At 71.2% G+C, this 23,560-nt stretch carries 18 protein-coding genes and 1 pseudogene; 11 read left to right on the forward strand and 8 right to left on the reverse strand.

All coding sequences use genetic code 11. From position 1 onward, the window contains the following. Nucleotides 1-176: 176 nt before the first annotated feature. The gene (locus ASG51_RS18870) at nucleotides 177-1,385 is read left to right on the forward strand and encodes an acetyl-CoA C-acetyltransferase (RefSeq protein ID WP_056382441.1); all 1,209 of its coding nucleotides are present in this window, start codon (nucleotides 177-179) and stop codon (nucleotides 1,383-1,385) included. 101 nt (nucleotides 1,386-1,486) lie between these two features. Beyond that, the gene (locus tag ASG51_RS18875) at nucleotides 1,487-1,987 is read left to right on the forward strand and encodes a hypothetical protein (protein WP_056217132.1); all 501 of its coding nucleotides are present in this window, start codon (nucleotides 1,487-1,489) and stop codon (nucleotides 1,985-1,987) included. Between the two features lie 30 nt (nucleotides 1,988-2,017). Here the strand turns inward: ASG51_RS18875 and ASG51_RS18880 are convergent, their stop codons facing one another. Then, nucleotides 2,018-2,818, reverse strand: coding sequence for an EAL domain-containing protein (locus ASG51_RS18880; protein ID WP_056217457.1), 801 nt, complete (start codon nucleotides 2,816-2,818; stop codon nucleotides 2,018-2,020). A 119-nt stretch (nucleotides 2,819-2,937) separates the two neighbouring features. On the opposite strand from ASG51_RS18880, the gene ASG51_RS18885 reads away from it, so the two are divergent. Further along, on the forward strand, nucleotides 2,938-5,142 hold the full coding sequence (locus tag ASG51_RS18885; RefSeq protein ID WP_056382442.1) for a 3-hydroxyacyl-CoA dehydrogenase NAD-binding domain-containing protein: 2,205 nt from the start codon (nucleotides 2,938-2,940) through the stop codon (nucleotides 5,140-5,142). Between the two features lie 62 nt (nucleotides 5,143-5,204). On the opposite strand, the gene ASG51_RS18890 is transcribed toward ASG51_RS18885, so the two are convergent. Both ASG51_RS18890 and ligA read right to left on the reverse strand, forming a co-directional pair. Further along, the gene (locus ASG51_RS18890; protein WP_056350406.1) at nucleotides 5,205-6,080 is read right to left on the reverse strand and encodes a 3'-5' exonuclease; all 876 of its coding nucleotides are present in this window, start codon (nucleotides 6,078-6,080) and stop codon (nucleotides 5,205-5,207) included. Between the two features lie 88 nt (nucleotides 6,081-6,168). Further along, nucleotides 6,169-8,628, reverse strand: a complete 2,460-nt coding sequence (gene ligA / locus ASG51_RS18895; RefSeq protein ID WP_056382444.1) for an NAD-dependent DNA ligase LigA — start codon at nucleotides 8,626-8,628, stop codon at nucleotides 6,169-6,171. A gap of 247 nt (nucleotides 8,629-8,875) precedes the next feature. On the opposite strand from ligA, the gene ASG51_RS18900 reads away from it, so the two are divergent. The 3 genes from ASG51_RS18900 (at nucleotide 8,876) to ASG51_RS18910 (ending at nucleotide 11,509) form a co-directional block, all read left to right on the forward strand. Continuing rightward, the gene (locus tag ASG51_RS18900; RefSeq protein WP_056217121.1) at nucleotides 8,876-9,802 is read left to right on the forward strand and encodes a protein-methionine-sulfoxide reductase heme-binding subunit MsrQ; all 927 of its coding nucleotides are present in this window, start codon (nucleotides 8,876-8,878) and stop codon (nucleotides 9,800-9,802) included. A gap of 76 nt (nucleotides 9,803-9,878) precedes the next feature. Continuing rightward, a complete protein-coding gene (locus ASG51_RS18905; RefSeq protein WP_056382446.1) occupies nucleotides 9,879-10,205 on the forward strand; it encodes a hypothetical protein in 327 nt (108 codons plus the stop codon). Between the two features lie 290 nt (nucleotides 10,206-10,495). Continuing rightward, nucleotides 10,496-11,509 carry an adenosine kinase gene (locus ASG51_RS18910; RefSeq protein WP_056217114.1) on the forward strand — a complete coding sequence of 338 codons (1,014 nt, stop codon included), beginning with the start codon at nucleotides 10,496-10,498 and terminating at the stop codon, nucleotides 11,507-11,509. Between the two features lie 85 nt (nucleotides 11,510-11,594). Here the strand turns inward: ASG51_RS18910 and ASG51_RS18915 are convergent, their stop codons facing one another. The 3 genes from ASG51_RS18915 to ubiG form a co-directional block, all read right to left on the reverse strand. Continuing rightward, nucleotides 11,595-12,569 carry an NADPH:quinone oxidoreductase family protein gene (locus ASG51_RS18915; protein ID WP_056382449.1) on the reverse strand — a complete coding sequence of 325 codons (975 nt, stop codon included), beginning with the start codon at nucleotides 12,567-12,569 and terminating at the stop codon, nucleotides 11,595-11,597. Nucleotides 12,570-12,640: 71 nt separating this feature from the next. Further along, entirely contained in the window at nucleotides 12,641-13,201 is a 561-nt protein-coding gene (locus ASG51_RS18920) for a YbhB/YbcL family Raf kinase inhibitor-like protein (protein WP_056269733.1), read from the reverse strand. A 50-nt stretch (nucleotides 13,202-13,251) separates the two neighbouring features. Then, nucleotides 13,252-14,034: a bifunctional 2-polyprenyl-6-hydroxyphenol methylase/3-demethylubiquinol 3-O-methyltransferase UbiG gene (gene ubiG / locus ASG51_RS18925; RefSeq protein WP_056269735.1), complete on the reverse strand. Its 783-nt coding sequence runs from the start codon at nucleotides 14,032-14,034 to the stop codon at nucleotides 13,252-13,254. Between the two features lie 221 nt (nucleotides 14,035-14,255). Between ubiG and ASG51_RS18930 the strand changes: the two genes are divergently transcribed. The 5 genes from ASG51_RS18930 to ASG51_RS18950 all read left to right on the forward strand — a co-directional run bounded on the left by ASG51_RS18930 (nucleotide 14,256) and on the right by ASG51_RS18950 (nucleotide 21,615). Further along, a complete protein-coding gene (locus ASG51_RS18930) occupies nucleotides 14,256-15,491 on the forward strand; it encodes an aspartate kinase (RefSeq protein WP_056269738.1) in 1,236 nt (411 codons plus the stop codon). A gap of 66 nt (nucleotides 15,492-15,557) precedes the next feature. Next, nucleotides 15,558-17,822 carry a phosphoenolpyruvate--protein phosphotransferase gene (gene ptsP / locus ASG51_RS18935; RefSeq protein ID WP_056350418.1) on the forward strand — a complete coding sequence of 755 codons (2,265 nt, stop codon included), beginning with the start codon at nucleotides 15,558-15,560 and terminating at the stop codon, nucleotides 17,820-17,822. A 99-nt stretch (nucleotides 17,823-17,921) separates the two neighbouring features. Continuing rightward, the gene (prfA, locus tag ASG51_RS18940; protein WP_056217096.1) at nucleotides 17,922-19,007 is read left to right on the forward strand and encodes a peptide chain release factor 1; all 1,086 of its coding nucleotides are present in this window, start codon (nucleotides 17,922-17,924) and stop codon (nucleotides 19,005-19,007) included. A 23-nt stretch (nucleotides 19,008-19,030) separates the two neighbouring features. Beyond that, on the forward strand, nucleotides 19,031-19,897 hold the full coding sequence (gene prmC, locus ASG51_RS18945) for a peptide chain release factor N(5)-glutamine methyltransferase (RefSeq protein WP_056382577.1): 867 nt from the start codon (nucleotides 19,031-19,033) through the stop codon (nucleotides 19,895-19,897). Between the two features lie 473 nt (nucleotides 19,898-20,370). Further along, on the forward strand, nucleotides 20,371-21,615 hold the full coding sequence (locus tag ASG51_RS18950) for a DUF4167 domain-containing protein (RefSeq protein ID WP_056382451.1): 1,245 nt from the start codon (nucleotides 20,371-20,373) through the stop codon (nucleotides 21,613-21,615). 69 nt (nucleotides 21,616-21,684) lie between these two features. Here the strand turns inward: ASG51_RS18950 and ASG51_RS25240 are convergent. Next, nucleotides 21,685-22,414: pseudogene (locus tag ASG51_RS25240) on the reverse strand (hypothetical protein); the annotation flags it as partial. A gap of 13 nt (nucleotides 22,415-22,427) precedes the next feature. After that, nucleotides 22,428-23,396: a DUF2336 domain-containing protein gene (locus ASG51_RS18960; protein ID WP_056382455.1), complete on the reverse strand. Its 969-nt coding sequence runs from the start codon at nucleotides 23,394-23,396 to the stop codon at nucleotides 22,428-22,430. Between the last annotated feature and the right edge of the window lie 164 nt (nucleotides 23,397-23,560).

Consider the following 23,560-nt stretch of genomic DNA (forward strand, 5'->3'; position numbering starts at 1 on the left):
CGTCGGTCCGGGGCGCCCATAGGGCGAACCCGGAATCCGGAACCGCCGGCGCGGGCGACCTCGCCACGACCTGCGGTTCTGGCTTCCGGGCTCCGCGTCGCGGCCCCGGACTGACGGATCCGGACCGGATTTTTGAACGCCGTCGCCCCGAACGGGCGGACAACAGGGAAACGCGCATGCCCGAGGCCTTCATCTACGACCACGTCCGCACCCCGCGGGGCCGCGGCAAGCCCGATGGGTCGCTGCACGAGGTGACGGCCCTGCGCCTCGCCGAGGTGGCGCTCCGCGCCCTCAAGGAGCGCAACGACCTCGACACGCGCCGCGTCGACGACGTGGTGCTCGGCTGCGTCGATCCGGTGGGCGAGGCCGGCGGCGACATCGCCCGGGCGGCGGCCCTGGTGGCCGATTACGGCACGCACGTGCCGGGCGTGCAGATCAACCGTTTCTGCGCCTCGGGCCTCGACGCGGTGAACTTCGCCGCCGCGCAGGTGATGGCCGGGCAGCACGACCTGACGGTGGGCGGCGGCGTCGAGTCCATGAGCCGCGTCGGCCTCGGCGCCTCCGGCGGCGCCTGGCCCATGGATCCCGCCATCGCGATCAAGTCGTACTTCATGCCCCAGGGCGTGTCGGCCGACCTCATCGCCTCGAAATACGGCTTCAGCCGCGACGATTGCGACGCCTACGCGGTCGAATCGCAGAAGCGCTCGGCCACCGCTTGGGCCGAGGGCCGCTTCGCCGACGCGGTCGTGCCGGTGCGCGACATCAACGGCATCACGCTCCTGGCCAACGACGAGCACATGCGGCCCGCCACCGACATGCAGTCGCTTGGCCAGCTCAAGGCCTCCTTCGTCCAGATGGGCCAGATGGGTGGCTTCGACGCCGTGGCGATCGACGCCCATCCGGACGTCGAGACCGTCAACCACGTCCACCACGCCGGCAACTCGTCGGGCATTGTCGACGGCGCCGCCGCCGTGCTGATCGGATCGCGTGAGGCCGGCAGCGCCGCGGGCCTGAAGCCCCGCGCCCGCATCCGCGCCTTCGCCAATATCGGCTCGGACCCGGCCCTCATGCTCACCGGCCCGGTGGACGTGACGCGGAAGGTCCTGGCGCGGGCCGGCATGAGCCTGTCCGACATCGACCTGTTCGAGGTCAACGAGGCCTTCGCCGCGGTGGTGCTGCGCTTCCAACAGGCCTTCGACGTGGACCCGGCCCGGATCAACGTCTGCGGCGGCGCCATCGCCATGGGCCATCCGCTGGGCGCCACCGGCGCGATGATCCTCGGCACCGTGCTCGACGAGTTGGAGCGCACCGGCAAGGAGCGCGCCCTGGTGACCCTGTGCATCGGTGCCGGCATGGGCACCGCCACTATCATCGAACGGGTGTGAGCCTGCGCCGCCTCCCAAACGCGGGCCAAGTGGGGTAGAGGGCGGCGCCCGCCGCCACCCGGCGCCGGGCTCACGACAAGAATCTCTGAGGACACGCCAAGATGACGCGCCTGCTCGCCACCCTCTGCCTGACCACGGCCCTCTGCCTGCCGATGGCCGCCCGCGCCGACGATGCCGCCGAGCGCATCGCCGTCGCCAAGGACCTGGTGCAGAAGACCACGATCAAGAACCTGGAGGTCGGCTTCACGGGCGCCCTCGAGAAGACCGTGGCGCCGATGAAGGAGGACAAGGCCGAGGCCGTGCGCAAGGAGATCCGCGCCGAGTTCGACAAGCAGCGCGAGACGATGCTCGACGGCCTGTCGAAGGCCTATGCCGAGAAGTTCAGCCTCGACGAACTGAAGCACCTCACCGAAATCTACGGCGACAAGACCTACCAGAAGTTCCAGGCGGTCAATGCCGATCCAGCCTCCACCGTGACCACGATCTCGCAGGCCTCGGTGACCAAGCTCCTGAACATGCTGGCGATCGCCTCGGCCGGCGATTCCGCGGCCAACGGTGCGGCGGGTGCCCCCGGTGCGCCGATGCCGATGCCGGCGCGCTGAGGCGGACCGGCGGGGATCCCGATGGCCGGCTCACGCCACATGCGCGCGGGGGAACCCGCCCGCCGGAGAGCCGGCCACCGGGAAGCCGCGGACCGGGGGCAGCGCCTCCAGGTGGGGCTTGGCGAAGTGGTAGCCCTGGAACAGGTTCGCACCGAGGTCGCGCAGGGTGTCCAGCTCGGACGCCGTCTCGACGCCCTCGGCGATCACCGCGATGTCCAGGGAGCGGGCGATGCCGATGATGCCCGCCACGATGATCTGACGACGCTGGTCGGTGTCGATGCCGCGCAGCAGATCCATGTCGATCTTGATGAGGTCGGGCTGGAAGTTCGCCAGCAGGCTGAGGCCGGCGAAGCCCGCGCCGAAATCGTCCAGGGCGGTCAGGAAGCCCTGGCGGCGATACTCGGCGACGATGCGCGAGACGTGGGCGGTGTCGCGGAACTTCTCGTTCTCGGTGAACTCGAACATGATCCGGTCGTGGGCGAACCCCGCCTTGCGGGCCGCTTCCAGGGACGAGCGGATGCAGGCCGCCGGTTCGTAGACGGCGTTCGGCATGAAGTTGATCGACAGACGGGTCGCGTCGTCGGTGGGAAACAGCCGGCCGGCGAGCTCGATCGCCTTGACCCGCGCCGCCTGGTCGAACCGGTAGACGGTCTCGGGCGTCACGCGGCCGAGGATCGAGGCGGCGGATTCACCCCCCGGGCCACGCACGAGGGCCTCGTACCCCCAGACGCGCTGGGCGGCGAGGTCGAGAATCGGCTGGAACGCCATCGTGAACGTGAAGTCGAGTTCGGCTCCCTCGCGGCAGCCCTGGCAGCCGATCCGAGCAGTCATGGTCTTGTCCTGTCGCAGCAACATGCCCCCCGGCAATTCGAGATGCCACTGCAAGTTTTGACAAGAGCTTAAGCTTGCCCACCGAAGCCGCTCACCCGCCGCACATTCGAGGATCAGCGATGAATCTCACCAACTTCCGACTGGAAACCGACGCCGACGGGATCGCATTGGCGACCTGGGACATGCCCGGCCGCTCCATGAACGTCTTCACCGACGCGGTGATGGACGAGCTGAGCCAGGTGGTGGACGCCGTCGTGGCGGATCCCGCCATCAAAGGCTGCGTCATCGTCTCGGGCAAGGACAACTTCTCGGGCGGCGCCGACCTGACGATGCTCCAGGGCCTCGGCCGCGCCTACGAGGCCTTGAAGGCCGAGCGCGGCGAGGAAGAGGCGATGCGCCAGTTCTTCGCGGAGTCGCGCAAGCTAAGCCTCGTCTTCCGCAAGCTCGAGACCTGCGGCAAGCCCTTCGCGGCGGCGGTGAACGGCATCTGCCTCGGCGGGGCCTTCGAGCTCGCCCTCGCCTGCCACTACCGGGTGCTGTCCGATGATCCGAAGACCCGCGTCGGCCTGCCAGAGATCAAGGTCGGCCTGTTCCCGGGCGGCGGTGGCACCCAGCGCGTCGCGCGCCTGATGCAGACCGGCGACGCCCTGCAGATGCTGTTCAAGGGCGAGCAGATCCGTCCGCTGATGGCCCGCAACATGGGCCTCGCCCAGGAGGTCGCGGCCAAGGACGAGATCGTCGCCAAGGCCAAGGCCTGGATCGCCGCCGGCGGCTCGGCCGTCGCGCCCTGGGACCAGCCGAAGTTCAAGGCGCCCTCCGGCAAGGTCTACTCGCCCGCCGGGATGATGATCTGGCCGCCGGCCAACGCCATCTACCGGCGCGAGACGCACGACAACTACCCTGCCGCCAAGGCGATCCTGGCCTCCGTCTACGAGGGTCTGCAGCTGCCGATGGACCAGGCCCTGCGCGTCGAGAGCCGGTACTTCGCCCACATCCTGCGGACCAAGGAGGCGGCCGCGATGATCCGGACGCTGTTCCTCTCCATGGGCGAATTGAACAAGGGCGCGCGCCGCCCGAAGGGCGTGCCGGCCACCCAGGTCGGCCGCGTCGGCGTCGTCGGCGCGGGCTTCATGGGCGCGGGCGTCGCCTACGTCACCGCCCAGGCGGGCATGGAGGTCGTCCTCGTCGACCAGTCGGTGGAGGCGGCCGAGAAGGGCAAGGCCTACGCCCACAAGCTCGTCACCGACCAGATCAACAAGGGCCGGGCCAAGACCGCCGACCGCGATGCCCTCCTCGCCCGCATCCGCACCAGCGCCGACTACGCCGACCTCTCCGCCTGCGACCTCGTGATCGAGGCGGTGTTCGAGGACCCGGCGGTGAAGGCCGAGGTCATCGCCAAGGTCGAGGCCGTGATCCGGCCGGAGACGATCTTCGCCTCCAACACCTCCACGCTGCCGATCACCGGGCTCGCCAAGACCTCGGCCCGGCCGGAACAGTTCGTCGGCATCCACTTCTTCTCGCCGGTGGAGAAGATGATGCTGGTCGAGATCATCAGGGGCGACCAGACCGGCGACGCGGCGTTGGCCACCGCCCTGGACTACGTCCGTGCGATCAAGAAGACCCCGATCGTCGTCAACGATGCGCGCGGGTTCTTCGCCAACCGCTGCGTCGGCGCCTACCTGCTGGAAGGCCACAAGATGCTCAACGAGGGCATCCCGGCGGCGATGATCGAGAATGCCGGCCGCCAGGCGGGCATGCCGGTCGGCCCGCTCTCCCTGACCGACGAGGTCGCGGTCGACCTCGCCCTGAAGATCGTCAAGGCGACGGAGGCGCAGCTCGGGGCCGACGGCATCGACCCGGTGCAGAAGGCGCTGCTCACCACCCTCGTCGAGGGCGAGGGTCGGCTCGGCCGCAAGAACCGGAAGGGGTTCTACGATTACCCCGAGGGCGCGCCCAAGCGCCTGTGGCCGGGCCTCGCCGCCCTGCAGGCGACCCGAATCGATCCGGACGCGGTCGACTTCTCGGAACTGAAGCAGCGCCTTCTCGTGGTGCAGGCCCTGGAAGCCGCACGCACCGTCGGCGAGGGCGTGGTCACCGATCCGCGCGAGGCGGATGTGGGCTCGATCCTGGGCTTCGGGTTCGCCCCCTTCACGGGCGGCGCCCTGTCCTACATCGACTTCATGGGCGCCCAGGCCTTCGTGACGCTGGCGCAGGGGCTGGAAGCCAAGCACGGGCCGCGCTTCGCCGTGCCGCAGAACCTCCTCGACATGGCTGCCCGCGGCGGCACGTTCTACGGCGACGCGGCGGCGAAGAAGGCGGCGTAAGGCGGGGGCGCCGCCCGGCGCGGCTCCGGGCGGACCTCACGACGGGTGCGGCGGCGACCGCCTCACCCCACCGACGCAGCCGTCATCCGGACCCGCAGCACCGCGACGTCGTCGTGGTTGCTCGAGAGCAGGTCGGTGATGTCGCCGGCGAGCAGCGCCTTCACGTGGCGGCACCGTGTGCCGTAGCGGCCCGCCATGCAGGTGCAGCGCAGGTGAGGCCCGCCGGTGCGATCCTCCAGGGTCACGGCGTAGCGGTTGCCGCTGCTGCCGCGCACCGCGAAGTGCAGGCCCGGCGCCGAGGCCGGACGGGCGCCCGCGGCGAGGCGGGCCCGCTCGGTCAGGGAGCCAGGCCGGCCGCGCGGAGGCAGGGCGAGATCGGGACCCGCCGGGACCGTGGTGATCGGCAGGCGGAGGGCCTGCGACAGCCCGGGCACGTCCGGCGCGCCGGTCTCCCGCACGGCTGCCAGGGCGATCTCCGCGCAGGCATAGGCATCCTCGCCCGCATCGTGGTGCGCGAAGCGGATGCCGAGGCGCGCCGCCACCTTGCCGAGGCCGCAGCCCTCCTCCGCCGGAAACACCCGCCGGGCGATCTGCAGGGTGCAGAGATAGGCGAAGGCCGGCGGCCGGTGCCCATGCGCGGCCAGGGAGGCCCGCAGCACCCCGAGGTCGAAGCCGGCATTGTGCGCGAGGATCAAACCGGAGGCGAGGTCGGGCAGGAACTCCGCCATCACGGTGGGGAAGTCCGGCTGGCCGCGCACGTCCGCCGGCAGGATGCCGTGGACCCGGATGTTGCCCGGCGAGAAGCGCAGCTCCGGCGGGCGGATCAGCCGGGATTCCCGCCGGACCACCCGGCCGCCGGCGATCCAGGCGAGCCCGACGGCACAGGCGCTGTCGCGCCGCTCGTTGGCGGTCTCGAAGTCGAGGGCGATGACGGTCATGCGGAAATCGCGGGGCCCTGTCCCGGCCGGACGCGGCCAAGCGCCTGCGGGTGCAGGACCTCAAGTCTATGCGTCCGCGATTCGCGGCTCAAGCGCCGGCGACGAGCGCCAGCCATGCCTCCTCGCTGACGACCTCGACGCCGTGCTTCTGGGCGTCCGTCAGCTTGGAGCCCGCGCCCGGCCCGGCCACGACGAGGTCGGTCTTGGCCGAGACCGAACCCGAGACCTTGGCGCCCAGGCGCTCGGCGGTGGCCTTGGCCTCGGACCGGGTCATCCGCTCCAGGCTGCCGGTGAACACCACCGTCTTGCCGGCGAAGGCGGTGGCGGTGGCCGGGGCGGCCATCGGCTCGGTCTTCACTTCGGCGAGCAGGGCCCGGACCGCCGCGTCGTTGTGCGGTTCGGCGAAGAAGGCGATGAGCGAATCGGTCGCCACCGGGCCGATCTCGCCGTCGTCGGCGAAGTGGCGATAGGCATCGCCGGGGCGCTGCTCGGCCGCCCGCGCGAGGGCGGCCACGATGGCGTCCGCGTCACCGTAATGGCTCAGGAGGCTGGAGCGCTGGGGGGCCGACAGGCGCACCCGCTCCTGCGGCTGGGTCTCCGCCTCCTCGTCCTCTCCGGCCTCCGGCTCGCCACCCGCGCGGGGATAGCCCAGCTCCAACAGGCGGTCGCGGGTGGTCGGTCCGATGCGGGACAGGGCGGAGAGTTCGATCCAGTCCGCTCCGGCCTGGTCGCCGGCCGCGGCGGCGACGCCCGCCATCAGGGCGGGCATGTCGGGAAAGCGCTTGGCCAGGGCCTTGGCGGTGGATTCGCCGATCTCCGGAATGCCGAGGGCGAAGAGGAAGCGGTTCAGGGGCAGGCTGCGGCGATCCTCCACCGAGGCGAGGAGGTTCTTGATCGCCTTGTCCTCCTCCTCGCCCTTCTTCTTGGTCGGCTTCTTGGGGGCGGGGGTGCCCTCCGCCCGGCGCTCGGCGGAGAGCGCCTCGCGCCGCGCCACGATGGCGGCCTTGAGCGGCGCGAAGTCGAGGCGGAACAGGTCGGCGGGCTGGCGCACCAGCCCGGCCTCGAACAAGACCTCGATATAGGTCTGGCCGAAGCCTTCGAGGTCGAAACCGTTGCGGGAGACGAAGTGCTTCAGGCGCTCGACTCCCTGCGCCGGGCAGATCAAGCCCCCGGTGCAGCGGCGCACGGCGTCGGGCTTGCCCGTGCGCGGGTTGATCTCGCGCACCGCCCGGCTGCCGCAGGCGGGGCAGTGGTTCGGGAAGGCGTAGGGCTTCGACCCGGCCGGGCGCTTCTCCAACACCACGTCCATCACCTTCGGGATCACGTCTCCGGCCCGTTGCACCACGACGGTGTCGCCGACCCGGATGTCGCGCCCGTCGCGGATCGGCTCGCCGTCGGCCCCGACGCCCTGGACGTAACCCTCGTTGTGCAGGGTGGCGTTCGACACCACGACGCCGCCCACCGTGACCGGACGCAGCTTGGCCAGCGGATTCAGGGAGCCGGTGCGCCCGACATTGATCTCGATGTCCTCGACCACCGTGAGCGCCTTCTGGGCCGCGAACTTGTGGGCGAGCGCCCAGCGGGGCGAGCGGGAGACGAAGCCGAGGCGGCGCTGCAGGGCGAGGTCGTCGACCTTGTAGACGACGCCGTCGATGTCGTAGCCGAGGTCGGCGCGCTCGGCCTCGATGCTCCGGTAATGCGCGATCATCGCGTCCGAATCGGCACAGAGCTTCGTCCGGTCGTTGACCGGCAGGCCCCAGTCCGAAAACCGCGCCAGCACCCCGTGCTGCGTGCCGTCGAAGGCCGGCACCACCTCGCCCCAGGCATAGGCGAAGAACTTGAGCGGGCGCGAACGGGTGATCTCGGGGTCGAGCTGGCGCAGCGACCCGGCCGCCGCGTTGCGGGGGTTGGCGAACAGGGCCTTCCCGGCGGCTTCCTGGCGCGCGTTGATGGCGGCGAAATCCGCGTGGCTGAGATAGACCTCGCCGCGCACCTCGCAGACCGGCGGCACGTCCGTCCCGGCGAGCCGCTGCGGGATGTCCGACACCGTGCGGGCATTGGCCGTGACGTCCTCGCCGACCTCGCCGTCGCCCCGGGTCGCCGCCGTGACGAGGCGCCCGTCCTCGTAGCGCAAGGCCAGGGAGAGGCCGTCGATCTTCGGCTCGGCGGTGAAGGCCAGGGGATCGCCCTCCGGCCAGTTCAGGAAGCGCCGGACGCGGGCCACGAACTCCGCCACCTCCTCGTCCGCGAAGGCGTTGCCCAGCGAGAGCATCGGCACCGCGTGGCGCACCTTGGCGAATTTCTCGGAGGGCTTGGCGCCCACCGAAGCGCTGGCGGCCCCCGTTCCAGCGAGATCCGGAAACCGTGCCTCGATCTGCTCCAGGCGCCGGCGCAGGGCGTCGTACGCCGCATCCGTGATCTCAGGCGCATCCTCCTGGTGATAGAGCCGATCGGCCTCGGCGATCCGTTCGGAGAGGTCCGCGTGCTCGGTCCGCGCCGTCTCGGCGGTCATGGTCTCGAGGCTGTCGGCGGGGCTGTCTGCGGGCATGGGGGGCTTCGTGAGCGTTGGCGCGGCGTCGGCTTATAGCAATCGTCAACCGTCGCAGCACCGGCCAAGGTTCCGGGCTGCCCGAAGCTCTGCACAGGCCTGTAACCCCCGCGGCCGCCGAGCGAATACATCGCGACACCCCGACGCCCCGGTGGCTCGTCGGGACCGGCTGCGACCCCGCGCCGCCTCACGGATCCTCCCCGGCCCCTATCTTTCGATTCAACCGCTTCCCCGATCCTGGATCGCCATGCCAGCCCTGCCCGCCTTCTCCGCGCCCTGGCGCGACCGCGCCGGACGCGTCTCCGGCCTGAAGCTCGCCACCTTCCTGTTCGCCCTGGCCCCGGGCCTGTGGCTCGCCGGCGCCTACGCGGCCGATGCCCTCGGGGCGAAGCCCATCACGGCGCTGCTTCATGGTACCGGCGAGTGGGCGGTGCGCTTCCTCATGCTGTCGCTGGCGGTGACGCCCCTGCGCCGCATCGCCCACGCGCCGAAGCTCATCCTGGTCCGGCGCATGCTTGGCCTGACGGTTCTGGCCTACGGGCTGATCCACCTGTTGCTCTACGTCGTCGACCAGAACTTCGTGCTGACCAAGGTCGTCACCGAGATCGCGTCGCGGATCTATCTCACCATCGGCTTCGTGGCGCTTCTCGGCCTCGTGGTGCTCGGCGTCACCTCCACGGACGGGATGATCCGGCGCCTCGGCAAGGCTTGGCCGCGCCTTCACAAGTCCGTCTACCTCATCGCGATCCTGGGCCTGATCCACTACTACCTGCAGGCCAAGATCGACGTGTCCGATCCGGTCTTCTGGACCGGCGCCTTCCTGCTGCTGATGGGTCACCGCGCCATGCAGCGCTTCGGGTGGCCGACCAACCCGCTCACCCTGGCGGGCCTCGCTCTGGGGGCCGCCCTCGTGACCGCACTGCTCGAAGCGGCCTGGTACGGCGTGGCGAGCGGCATCCCGGCGAGCCTCGTCCTCTCGGCCAATCTCGACGTGCCGGACACCATCCGGCCGGCCTGGTGGGTGCTGGCCCTCGGCCTCGCGGTGCCGGTGCTCAATGCCGTCCGGGCGCGGATGGATAAGAGCGGACGCGGCAAGCCGAAGCGCGCACCGGCGCCGCGCCCCGCCCCGGCATCGGCACAGGCTGCGGCACGGGAGGCCGTGGCCGCGCGCTGACGGCCGCCGGCACGGACTTGCTCCGGGGCGACCGCACGCGCATGTAGCGCCTGTCGTTACGGAGGGGAAAACCCGCATGCGGACACGGATCTTGCGGGCTGCGGCCCTCGGCCTCGGCACCCTGCTGTCGATGAACGCGGCCCGCGCCGCCTGTACCCTGCCGGAACCGCCCCCGGCGACGTCCCGTCCGACCAAGCCCCCGATGCCGGCCAAGCCGGCCTGCCTCGACGCCAAAGGCGGCTGCCCGGGCTGGGAAGCCTACAGCTACAACGACGCGATCAAGGCCTACAACGAGAAGGCGGCCGCCTTCCGACCCCTGGCGGAAGCCTACGTCAAGGCGCTGAACGCCTACGTGAAGGCGAGCAGCGACTACGCGCAGTGCGAGGTGAAGACGCTGCAGTAGGAACGCGCGGCGCCTTCGGCACGGTCACATCGCAGGGTGCGCGGTCATTCCGGGGCGCCGCAGGCGAGCCCGGAATCCGGAAACGCCGACTGCGGAAGGTTTTGCACCACCTATGGTTCTGGATCCCGGGCTCCGCTGCGCGGCCCCGGGATGACGGGGCGGTGCGAGGGGAGTTCCGCCGTGACGCTTCGAACAGGTGATCGCATTGGCGGCGGCCGTCGCTTGACCCCCGCCAGGGGCGGTGCCACAGCCCGGCGCAGTTTCCGCTCACCGCCAGACTGGACGGCCCGATGCCCGAATCCCTCGACCTCCTCGTTCTCGGCAACGCCATCGTCGACCTCATCGCCCGCACCGAGGAGGATTTCCTCGCGGCACAGGGCGTACCGAAGGGCGCAATGCAGCTGATCGACGAGGCGCGGGCCGAGTCGCTCTTCGCCGCCATGGGTCCGGCCACCATCGTGTCGGGCGGCTCGGGCGCCAACACGGCGGTGGGCGCGGCGATGCTCGGGGCGAAGACCGGCTTCGTCGGCAAGGTCCGCGACGACGAGCTCGGCGGCCTCTTCGCCCACGATCTCAAGGCGACCGGCGTCCGCTTCCCCGTGGCCGCCGCCACCGACGGACCGGCCACCGCCCGCTGCTTCATCCTGGTGACGCCCGATGGCGAGCGCACCATGAACACCTATCTCGGCGCCTGCCAGGGCCTGTCGCCGGCCGATGTCGACGCGGCCACCGTGGCCGCCGCCCGCGTGGTCTACCTCGAGGGCTACCTCTGGGACCCGCCGGCCGCCAAGGATGCGTTCCGCAAGGCCGTGACCATCGCCCACGACGCCGGCAACGCCGCGGCCCTGACCCTGTCAGACGCGTTCTGCGTCGGGCGCTACCGGGAGGAGTTCCTGGGCCTGATCCGCGACGGCAGCATCGACATCCTGTTCGCGAATATCGGCGAGCTGCAGAGCCTCTACGAGACCGACGACGCCGAGGCCGCGATCCGCGCCCTGCGCGAGGAGAGCGCGGCCCGCGGCCGGGATCTGCTCGGCCTCGTCACCCGCTCGGCGGACGGTGCGCTCGTGATCCAGGGGGGCGCCGTGCAGGCCGTGTCCGCGTCGCCGGTCCACGAGCTCGTCGACACCACGGGCGCGGGCGACCTATTCGCGGCGGGCTTCCTCGCCGGCCATGCCCGCGGCCTCGACCACCGCGACAGCGCCCGCCTCGGAGCGCTCGCCGCCGCAGAGGTGATCCAGCACATCGGCGCCCGGCCCCAGCACGACCTCGTCGCCCTCGCCAAGGCGCAGGGCCTGCTCTGAGGCGGCCCCTTCGGCGGGACCGTCCCACCGTCCGCCTTCGCGGGACGAGGGAGGCGGGCCGCCGAACCGCTCGGGCGACCTCCCCTTACAGCCGCAGCAGTACCTTGCCGACGGCCTCGCGCCGCTTGAGGATGCCGAGGGCCTCCTCGTAATCGGCGAGGGGGTATTCGCCGTGGACCTTCGCGGTGAGGCGCCCCTCCGCCACCCAAGCGAGAAGCTGCTCCTGGTTGGCCCGGTGCGCCTCCGGCTCGCGCTCGACGAAGACGCCCCAGTGCACGCCTTGGATGTCGATGCCCTTGAGGAGCGCCAGGTTGAGCGGAATCCGCGGAATGTCGCCGGCCGCGAAGCCGATGACGAGGTAGCGGCCCTTCCAGCCGAGCGACCGCAGGGCCGGCTCGGCGTAGTCGCCGCCGATCGGGTCGTAGATCACGTCCACGCCCGCCCCCGCGGTCAGCGTGCGCAGGGCCTCGCGCAGGTTCTCGGCGGCGTAATCCACCGCCATCGTGGCGCCATGGGCCTGCGCCGTCGCCAGCTTCTCGGGCGAGGACGCGCAGGCGATGACACGGGCGCCCATGATCGCCCCGAGTTCCACCGCCGCGAGCCCGACGCCGCCGGAGGCGCCGAGCACCGCCAGGGTCTCGCCGGGCTGCAGGCGAGCCCGGTCGCGCAGGGCATGCAGCGAGGTGCCGTAGGTGATGGTGAGCCCGGCGGCCTGCGCGTCCGAGACCCCGGCTGGCACCGGCGTGAGGTGCCGGGTGGCGACGGCGATCAACTCGCGGCAGGTGCCGTATTTCTGGTGAACGATGACGCGGTCGCCCACCGCGAAGCCCTCGGCGCCCTCGCCCAGGGCCTCGATGACGCCGCAGGCTTCGCCGCCCGGCGAGAACGGCAATTCGGGCTTCACCTGGTAGCGCCCGGCGATGATCAGGGTGTCGAAGAAGTTGAGCGCCGCCAGGGTGATGCGCACCACGGCCTCGCCGGGACCGGCCACCGGGTCCGGCAGGTCGGCTAGGTTAAGATCCTCCGGCCCCCCGAGACGGGTACACAGCAGCGCCTTCATGCTCAAACCTCCCCTGGTCGTCCTATCGGCGCTTGCACCGACGGAGCCGCCCGCGCAAGCGGTCGACGCCGTCAGGGGCGTTCGTAGGTCCCGACGAGGCAGCCCTTGGCGAGGACGCGCCCCGCCATGGCCTCCAGCAGCGCGCCGCGACCGGGATGTTCGGGCAGCGCCAGCGCCCCGTCGAGGGCGTAGGCCTGGAACAGGTAGGCGTGCGGACCGTGGCCGGTGGGCGGGTCGGGCGGCAGCCAGCCCGGCTTGAGGAAGCTGTTCTTGCCCAGGTCGAGGCCGGATTCGGCCTGGCTCGCCGTGCCCTCCGCCAGGGGTGCGCCGGGATCGCAATTCCAGGCGATCAGGTGGACCAACGGGTTCGGCGTGGGGCTGCCGGCATCCTCGCAGAGGAGGACGATTCGCGCCGTGCCGGGGGGCAGGCCGGTCCAGGCCAGGGGCGGTGACGCGCCGGCCCCGTCGGCGGTGAAGCGCGCCGGCATCGCCGTCCCGTCCGCGAACGCGAGGCTGGTGAGGCCGAGGCCTTCGGGCACGCTGGCGAAGGTGGTCCGGTAGGCGGTCTTGTCGAGCCCGGCCTTCAGGCCGGACAGGGCGGCGCCCACGGCGTGCGGAATCTTTTCGAGCAAGGTCGGTCTCCCACGGGGTACGCCGACCAACCGCGTGCGCGCCCGAAGGTTCAGGCCGAATGCCCGCCTGCGGCCGGGGGCCCGGATGCGCCGGGGCGCTGCGCCGTGATCATGTAGTTGACGGCCGTGTCGCGGCTCGCCCGCCACGAGCCGTCCAGGGGATTGAGCACCACCCCGGTCGTGTCGGTGACGATGAGGCCGCCGGCCTCGACGGCGCGGGCGAGCTCGTCGGGCCGCACGAACTTCTCCCAGTCATGGGTGCCCCTGGGCAACCAGCCGAGGACGTACTCGGCCCCGACGATCGCCAGCGCGAAGGAGCGCAGGGTCCGGTTGAGGGTGGCGGCGAACAGGAGGCCGCCGGGCTTCACCGCCCGGGCCGCCTGCGCCACGAAGGCCGGCATGTCCACCACGTGCTCCACCACCTCCATGGCGAGCACGATGTCGAAGCGCTCGCCCCCGGCCACCACATCCTCGATGGTGCGGGCGCGGTAATCCACCGGCACGCCCTCGGCGTCGGCATGGGCCTGGGCCACCTTGACGTTGGTCGGCGCCGGATCGAGTCCGGTGACTCGGGCGCCGAGGCGCGCCAGGGGCTCGGACAGGACGCCGCCGCCGCAGCCGATATCCACCAGGGTCAGCCCCTCCAGGGCGAAGGGCGCGTTGCGGTCCCGTCCGAAATGCCGGCAGGCCGTGTCGCGGATATAGGCGAGGCGGACGGGGTTGAAGCGGTGGAGCACCCGCATCGGTCCGGCCTCGTCCCACCAGGTCGCCGCGATGGCTTCGAAGCGGGCGACCTCGTCGCGGTCGATGGAGGCGCCTGTGGGTCCGGTCATCGTCTCGGCATGTCTCGTGCGAGGTGGGCGCGTCCCATTGTTGACACGCCCGGGCGGCCCTTGTACCCGCCGAAGCCCTGTCCGGTACAGCAGCCAAGCGACGCGGCAGGCCGTGCGGGTTCCGGGAAATCCGTCCCGCGGCCCGCCGAATCCCGAGGTCACGCTCGATCCCCGGCTCAAGCGATGCGTCGCGGGCGCGACAGGCTCCGTCTGGTGAGAACATGCCCCGTCTGGTGATGAAGTTCGGCGGTACGTCCGTCGCCAATGTCGAGCGCATCCGCAACGTGGCGGCCCACGTGGCGCGCGAGGTCGCCGCCGGATACGACGTGGCCGTCGTGGTCTCGGCCATGTCCGGCAAGACCAACGAACTCGTCGCCTGGGTCAAGGACGCGAATCCGATCTACGACGAGGCCGAGTACGACGCGGTGGTCGCCTCCGGCGAGCTCGTCACCGCCGGGCTGCTCGCCATCGCCCTGCAGAAGAACGGCATCAAGGCCCGTTCCTGGCAGGGCTGGCAGATCCCGATCCTGACCTCGGACGCCCACGGCTCCGCCCGGATCGAGGGCATCGACGGCGCCCGCCTCGATGCCGGTTTCCGGCGCGGGGAGGTCGCGGTCATCGCCGGCTTCCAGGGCATGCACGAGGCCAGCGGCCGGGTGACCACCCTGGGCCGCGGCGGCTCCGACACCAGCGCGGTGGCCATCGCCGCTGCCATCGGCGCCGAGCGCTGCGACATCTACACCGACGTCGACGGCGTCTACACCACCGATCCGCGCGTGGTGCAGAAGGCCCAGCGCATGGAGCGCGTGACCTTCGAGGAAATGCTGGAGATGGCGTCGCTGGGCGCCAAGGTCCTGCAGGTCCGCTCGGTCGAGCTCGCCATGGTCCATCGCGTGCCGACCACGGTGCGCTCCAGCTTCGATCCGCCGGACAACGCCCGGCCCGGCACCCTCATCTGCGACGAGGACGACATCGTGGAACAGCAGATCATCACCGGGATCGCCTTCTCCCGGGACGAGGCGCAGATCACGCTTCGTCGCGTGAAGGACAGCCCCGGCATCGCCGCCGCGATCTTCGGACCGCTGGCCGACGCCAACATCAACGTCGACATGATCATCCAGACCGTGTCGGGTGACCAATCGACCACCGACATGACCTTCACGGTCCCGTCGGCCGATTACGACCGGGCGCGCAAGATCCTCGACGCGCAGAGCGGCGCGATCGAATTCGCGCAGATCGAGGGTGCCACCGACGTGGTGAAGGTCTCGGCCATCGGCGTCGGCATGCGCAGCCACGCGGGCGTCGCCGCCAAGGCGTTCCGGGCCCTGGCGCAGAAGGGGATCAACATCCGGGCCATCACCACCTCGGAGATCAAGTTCTCCGTGCTGATCGATGCCGCCTACACGGAGCTTGCCGTTCGCACGCTCCACTCGCTATACGGCCTCGACCAGGCCTGAAGACCCGGGGCGCGCGAACGCCTGCGCGCCAACCGGACACGAGGCCGAAGCCGGATCGAGGAGACCATGCCCGCTGCGCCCGGAGGCCCGCGCCTGCTTCTGCGCCGCCTCCGCGAAGCGATGGCGGAGCCGGTCAGTCCACAGGCTCGTCTCGACCGCATCGTCACGCTGATCGCCGCCAACGTGATCGCGGAGGTGTGCTCGGTCTATGTGCTCAGCGATGACAACATTCTCGAACTGTTTGCAACCGAGGGTCTGAACCGCGAGGCGGTCCACCTGACCCGGCTGCGGGCCGATGAGGGCCTCGTCGGCCTCATTGCCAAGACCGCCGAGCCGCTGTCGCTCTCCGACGCCCAGTCCCACCCGGCCTTCTCCTATCGGCCGGAGACGGGCGAGGAGGCCTATCACGCCTTCCTGGGCGTGCCGCTCCTGCGCGCCGGCAACACCCTCGGCGTCCTCGTCGTCCAGAACAAGACCTACCGGGTCTATTCCGAGGAGGAGATCGAGGCGCTGCAGACCACCGCGATGGTGCTCTCGGAGATGATCGCCTCGGGCGAGCTGCAGGCGCTGGCGCCGGGGGCCGGCTCGGCCGCGCGCCGCCCGGTGAGCCAGCGCGGCGTGGCCCTCGCCGACGGCATCGGACTCGGACACGTGGTGCTGCACGAGCCGCGTATCGTCATCAAGCAGCTCATCGCCGAGAACGTCGAGCGCGAGGTCGAGCGCCTGGAACAGGCCATCGGCGAGGTGCGCTCGGCCATCGACGACCTCGTCGAGCGCGGCGACAGCATCGGCACCGGCGAATCCCGCGAGGTGCTGGAAACGGTGCGCATGTTCGCGCACGACAAGGGCTGGCTGCGCCGGATGCGCGAGGCCGTGCATTCGGGCCTCACCGCCGAGGCCGCCGTCGAGCGCGTCCAGTCGGACAACCGCGCCCGGATGATGCGCCAGAGCGACCCGTACCTACGCGACCGCCTGCACGACCTCGACGACTTGGCGAACCGCCTGCTGCGCACGCTGATCGGCGCCGAGGGCAACGGCGCGCAGCGCGTCCTGCCCGAGAACGCGATCCTGGTGGCGCGCTCGATGGGTCCGGCCGCCCTCCTCGACTACGACCGCACGGCGCTCCGGGGCGTCGTGCTGGAGGAAGGCGGGCCAACGAGCCACATCGCCATCGTGGCCCGGGCGCTGGGCATCCCGGCGGTGGGCGAGATCGCCAACGCCACCGCCCTCTGCGATGCCGGGGACGCGATCATCGTCGATGGCGCCACCGGCGAGATCCAGGTCCGGCCCGGTCCGGAGATCGAGGCGGCCTATGCCGAGATGGTGCGCCTGCGCGCCCGCCGGCAGGAGCAGTACCGGGCGCTCCGCGACGTGCCGGCCGTCACCCTCGACGGGACGACGATCGGCCTGCAGCTGAACGCCGGCCTCCTCATCGACCTGACCCACCTGCACGAGACGGGCGCGGACGGCATCGGCCTCTTCCGCACCGAGCTGCAGTTCATGGTGGCCCAGCGCATGCCCTCGGCCGCCGAGCAGCAGGCGCTCTACGAGGCCGTCTTCGCGGCCACCGGCGACCTGCCCGTCACAATCCGCACCCTCGACATCGGCGGCGACAAGATCCTGCCCTACATGCCGGCCCTCGAGGAGGAGAACCCAGCCCTGGGCTGGCGGGCGATCCGGATCGGCCTCGACCGGCCGGCCCTGCTGCGGGTGCAGCTCCGCGCCCTTCTCAAGGCCTCCGGCGGCCGGCCCCTGAAGATCATGTTCCCGATGGTGGCGACGGTGGACGAGTTCACCCGCGCCAAGGCCATCGTCGAGCGCGAGAAGGCGCATCTGCGCCGGCACGGCCATGCCCTGCCGAGCGACTGCAAGCTCGGCGTGATGGTGGAGGTCCCCTCCCTCCTGTTCCAGATCGACGAGATCGCCAGGGCCGCCGACTTCCTGTCGGTGGGCTCCAACGACCTGATGCAGTTCCTGTTCGCCGTCGACCGCGAGAACCGCCGGGTCGCGGACCGCTTCGACACCCTGAGCGTCCCGGCCCTGCGCGCCTTCCGCGTCATCGCCGAGCGCGCCGCCGCCGCCGGCTGCCCCGTCACCGTCTGCGGCGAGATCGGCGGGCGTCCCCTCGAGGCCATGGCGCTGATCGGCCTCGGATTCCGGGCCCTCTCGATGTCGCCGGCCGCCATTGGCCCCGTGAAGGCCATGGTGCTGGGCCTCGACGTCAAGGCGGTGGCGGCGCTGCTCGACACCGAACTGACCCGCGCCGGAGACGGCGCCACCCTCCGCCCGGCCCTCGCGGCCTTCGCGAAGGCGCAGGGTGTGCCCATCTAGCGTCGGCGTGCCTATTTCCATGGGTCGTGCCGCGGCCCCGTCGTCGACCCGGCTTCCGGCCCGACGAGCCCTTGTTCAGATGAGAGTTTTCCACGGGCGATGACCCCCATTCCTGCAGAGCGTCTCGACGCGATCCTGACGCGCCACGACATCGTCACCGCCACGCTGAGCGCCGGCTCGGCGGATTCCGACACCTTCGTGCAGCTGTCGCGCGAACTGTCGGAGCTGGAGGGCGTCGTCGCCGCCATCCACGCCTATCGCGCGGCGGCGCAGAACCTCGCCGACATCGAGGCGCTGATCGACGAGCCGGGCAGCGATTCCGAGATGCGGGCGCTCGCGGCCGACGAGAAGCCGGAGGCCGAGGCCGGGCTGGAGGCGGCGCACCGTGCACTCCAGCTCATTCTGCTGCCGAAGGATTCCGCCGACGAGAAGAGCGCCATCCTGGAAATCCGCGCCGGCACCGGCGGCGACGAGGCGGCCCTGTTCGCGGGCGACCTCTTCCGCATGTACGGCCGGTACGCCGACGCCAAGGGCTGGAAGGTCGAGGTGATCTCCGAGAGCGAGGGCACCGTCGGGGGCTATCGCGAGGTGATCGCCGAGGTGAAGGGCAAGGGCGTGTTCGCGCGCCTCAAGTTCGAGAGCGGCGCCCACCGGGTGCAGCGCGTGCCGGATACCGAGACCCAGGGGCGCATCCACACCTCCGCCGCCACCGTGGCGGTGCTGCCCGAGGCCGAGGAGGTCGACATCGTCATCAACGATGCGGACCTGAAGATCGACACCATGCGCTCGCAGGGCGCCGGCGGACAGCACGTCAACAAGACGGAATCGGCCATCCGCATTACCCACATGCCGAGCGGCATCGTGATCTTCGTCCAGGAGGAGCGCTCGCAGCACAAGAACCGCGCCCGGGCGATGTCGCTGCTGCGCTCCAAGCTCTACGACGCCGAGCGCACCGCCAAGGACGCGGCCCGGGCCGCCGACCGCAAGTCGCAGGTCGGCTCCGGCGACCGCTCGGAGCGCATCCGCACCTACAACTTCCCCCAGGCCCGCGTCACCGACCACCGCATCAACCTGACCCTGTACAAGCTCGAGGAGGTCCTGGCCGGCGTGGCGCTGGACGAGCTCGTGGACGCCCTCGTCACCGAGCACCAGGCGGAGCTGCTGGCCGCCGAGGGCATGGCCTGAGCCCCGTGGACGGGCTGGAGCCGATGCGCCTCGACCCGGGGCTCAGCCGCACCGACGCCCTGCGGCGCATGAGCGAGGCGCTCGCCGCCCACGGCCTGCCGGCGCGCGACGCCCGCTTCCTCCTGCTCGACCTCCTCGGGCTCAGCGCGACCGACCTGATCCTGCGGGGGCACCAGCCCCTCGGCCCGGAGGGGGCCGCGACGCTCGAAGGGGCCGTCGCGCGACGCGTCGCCGGCGAGCCTGTGGCCCGGATCGTCGGCGCCTGGGAATTCTGGGGCCTGCCCTTCGGGCTGGCACCCGAGACCCTCGTCCCGCGGGCGGACACCGAGACCCTGGTGGAGGCCGCCCTCGCCCTGCATCCCGACCGCGGGCGCCGGCTGCGGGTGCTCGACCTCGGCACCGGCTCCGGCTGCATCCTCGTGGCGCTGCTGAGCGAGTTGCCGAACGCCACCGGCATCGGCCTCGACCGCTCCCACGCGGCCCTCGTCCAGGCCCGCGCGAATGCGGTGCGGAACGGCGTCGGAACCCGGGCGGCCTTCGTCTGCGCGGACTGGACCGCGGGTCTCAGCGGGGCCTTCGACCTCATCGTGTCGAACCCGCCCTACATCGCCCGCGACACGATCCGTGGGCTCGACATCGAAGTCAGGGGTCACGACCCGATGGCGGCCCTCGACGGCGGCCCAGATGGACTCGGGGCTTATCAGAGCATCGTGGCGGCCCTCAGCGTCGGGCCGGTCCGCCTCGCCCCCGGCGGCGCGCTCGCCTTCGAGGTGGGTTACGATCAGGCCGAGGCCGTCGGGATGCTCGGGACGCAGGCCGGGCTCGGCCCCGCCGTGCGTCATCACGATCTCGCCGGGCACGCCCGCGTCGTCCGCTTCGGACCGGTCTGAGCGGACGTCGACCCGAAAATCCTGCGGGAAACGCGAAAAAACTGCGCCCGTTGGATGCATCGAGGCAGAAAACGCTTGTTGCCCCCTCGGCAAGCCGCTAATGTCCCAGGCAGATCGCGAACGATCCATTAAGATGGGTTGTGGTAAGACGGGTGGCGGCTTTGGTCCGCGACGCTCTTAGACGGTCTCCCCACGATCAGGCTGGCGCGCGCGGGCAGAGGCGCAGGAGCTTGGTCAACTTCGTGCCTGAAAACCGAAGGACGCCTGGACGCTCAGAGCGCGCCTTGGTCAACGGACAGAGACGGCAAGCACGGCGAAATCGATCACGGACACACCGGACCCGGATCACGCGGCGCCAGCGACGAGCCTGATGACAGGCCGCGTCATGGCCGCCTGGAACCCGCCGCATCATCAGACGCTCCGAGACGAACGAGGGTCAATCGAGACCGATGAGACCAAACCAGAATAGACGGATGCGCGGTCGCAACCGCCCCAAAGGTCCCAATCCGCTTACGCGTTCCTACGAGTCCAACGGACCGGACGTCAAGATTCGCGGCACCGCCCAACACATCGCCGACAAGTATGCCCAGCTCGCGCGCGATGCGCAGGCCAGCGGCGACCCGGTGGCGGCAGAGAACTACTTCCAGCACGGCGAGCATTATTTCCGGATCATCTCCGGCGCCCAAGAGCAGACCCGTCAGCAGGTCGGCGGTTACGCCCGCGGCTTCGACGACGAGGGCGACGAGGGGGACGACGAGGGCCAGGGCGCCCCGCAGGGCTACGCGGCCTCGAGCTACGGCGCGAATGCCTACAACGAGGATTACGGCGACCCGAGCCAGCAGCCTCAGCCGACGGCGTACGAGCCCCGGCAGGACGCACGCCCGGAGTCCCGCCCCGAGAACGCCCGCTCGGACTACAACCGGCAGGATTCGAACCGACAGGATTCGGGTTCGGACGGCAACCGCCAGAACCGCCGTGACCGCTTCGCCAATCGCGGCGACCGTCCGCAGCGCTTCGACAATCAGCGCGACGGCAACCGGCCCGACTACAACAACCGTCGCGACGACTTCAGTCGCCCGGACGGCAACCGGCAAGACAACAGCCGGCAGGATTACACGCGACAGGATTCGAACCGGCAGGACTCGAACCGGCAAGACGGCAACCGCCAGGATTTCCGGGCGGACCAGAATCGCCAAGAAAGCCCTCGCCAGGAGAGTTCTCGTCAGGAGAGCCCTCGCCAGGACTACAATCGTCAGGATCAGCCGCGACAGGATTTCCGTCCCGCCCCGGCCCGCTCCGACGCGCCCCGTTACGAGAACGGGCGCACGGAGAGTCCGGTGAACGAGGCCCCGCGCGGTGAGTTCGGTGGCCAGGATTCCGGACGGCAGGAATCCGGGCGCCAGGAATCTGGTCGCCAGGACGCGCCCCGGGCCGCCCGCGCGAACGAGGCGCCGCCCCGGCGCAGCCGACGCCGCGACGAGCGGGATGCCGCCGGTCCGGCCGAGGACGTGGCCGCCCTGCCCGCCTTCCTGATGACGCCGCCGCGTCCGGTTCCCGTCGCCGAGCCGGCGGGGCAGCCCGACGCTCCCGAGGACTCGACCTCGGCGGCACAGGATGACGGTGCATCGGCCCCCAAGCCCCGCCGCCGCCGCCGCGCCCGGTTCGAGGGTTCTGACGGTGTCGTCGGCGCCGACGATCCGACACCGGTCACCGAGTAAGCGCGGTCCCACTGCGCGAACCGACTGGAAGCCGCCCCAACGGGCGGCTTCTTCGCGTTTCCAGGGGCCGCGCCAGTCGCGGAAGGCCTCGACCCGATGGATCAGCCGGCGGTGGCGCGTCGCCTCGCCAAAGGGCGCGAGGTCCCAGGTCCAGCGCCGGTCGGGCGTCCCCAGGCGCACCCCGTGCAACAGGTCGAGCCGCTCGGTCACGCGTCCGGTTCGGTCCTCCTCGATCTGTTCCACGTCCGTGACCAGGCAGACCCGGGCGCGCAAACCCGCGAGGCCGTCGAGATGGGCCCGGACGATCCGGTTTCCGAGATCCGGCGGCACGAAGCCGGGCCGGTCCAGGGGCAGGATCGGCAACTGCGACAGGAGATTGGCCGAGACCACGAAGTCGACGTCCGCGCTGCCGCACAGGGCGGCCAAAGGATCGGTCCGATCGGTTCGGAGGGCGAGGTCCGCGGTGACGAGCCGGACGTTGGGATGAGCCCGCGCCCGAAGGCGGGCCGGCCAGAGATGGACGGCATCCACGAGGTCGACGCGCGCGAAGCGCGCCGCGAGGTCCGCGAGCGGGACATCCTGGAGGAGGCCCGATCCGAGCACCACGGCGACGCGCCGCTGCGGAAGCCCGTCGCAGGCATCCAGGATCGCAGCCCGCGCCTGCGGCGAGATGGGGGGCCCAGGCGCTGCGGCAGCGGCGCCCCCGGGACATCAGCAGGACGCTCTCGCGCAGGTGGCCCCTCCGGCGATGGGCGAAGGGCACGGGCGTGACGAGGAGGTGGAGGAGCTCGACGAGCACTTGGGCCCCCGGATCAGCGGCCCGGGCCCGACGGATCCCGCGCGTCCGGCGCGCCGCCCGCCTGCGCCGAGAGGCGGACCACGCGCTGCGCCGTGGTCACCGACAGGGCCTGAAACGCGCTCTGGATCCCGGTCCAGGCCTCGGGCGGCCGCACCGGGCCGGATTTCGTCCGCAGGAACAGCTTCAGGGTTCCGAACCCGAGGCGGATCGAGCGCAGGAGAAACAGCAGGGGATCGTGGTCCGCCGCATCGTAGGCGCGCCGGGCGAAGGCGGGCGACACCGAGGCGAGGCGCGCGACCTCGGCCAAAGCCGTGTCGAGGTCGCCGGCCCGGACCAGGTCGTCGATGCGCCGTTCATCCGCATCCGTCGCGCGCGGAAGGGTCTGGCTCCCCCGCAGGCCGGCCGCCAACGCCGCAGGCTGTCCCCGCGGCGCGGCGCGGGTCACCAGCATGGCCCGCAGGACGGCGTCGCCACGGGCCCGTTCCCCGAGCGTGGTGTAGGCCGCGCCGGAGAATTGCGCGCCGGCATTGCCCGCGACCACGTGCACCGTCTGCCGGTCGCCACGGGCCACCAAGACGTCGGTGACCCGCTCGCCGAGCGTCGGCCGCTGCGCAACGGCCCGCAGGTGCTCCTGCCCCCGCGATTCGGAGACGGTGACGAGGTCGGCCTCGTCGAGGCGCGGCGAGCGCTGAAGGACGGGCCGGGCCACCGCGATATCCGGATCGAAGGCCAGGTCGCGCACCACGGCACGCGGTGCGTTGCGCACATCCGCCAAGCCGTCCGCCAGGAGGACGCGGGCGGCCCCATCGACCGCGCGGGCCAGGGGCAGCATCGCCGCGTCGAACACCTCCACCTGCGCCTCGCGCAACCCGGCGGCCCGCTCCGTGAAGAGCATCGACAGCCGTTGCAGCACCCGTCCGCGCTGGAGCAGGCCGCCGGAGCGGACCACCTGCTCGATATCGCGCATGAGGGTTTCGATCATACGCGGAATTCCTGCGCGGTCCGTCCTTCGGCAATGTCCAGACCATCCTGGGGACGCAGAGATTAAGAAACTGAAATTCCCGTCGGCCCGGCGGGGGAACCTGGCCGCGACGATCCCGTTGCGGTTGGGCGGTTGCGATCGCATTTCCGCGCGCGCCGCCTACC

It is taken from the genome of Methylobacterium sp. Leaf465 (assembly GCF_001424705.1).
Classification (GTDB): Bacteria; Pseudomonadota; Alphaproteobacteria; order Rhizobiales; family Beijerinckiaceae; genus Methylobacterium.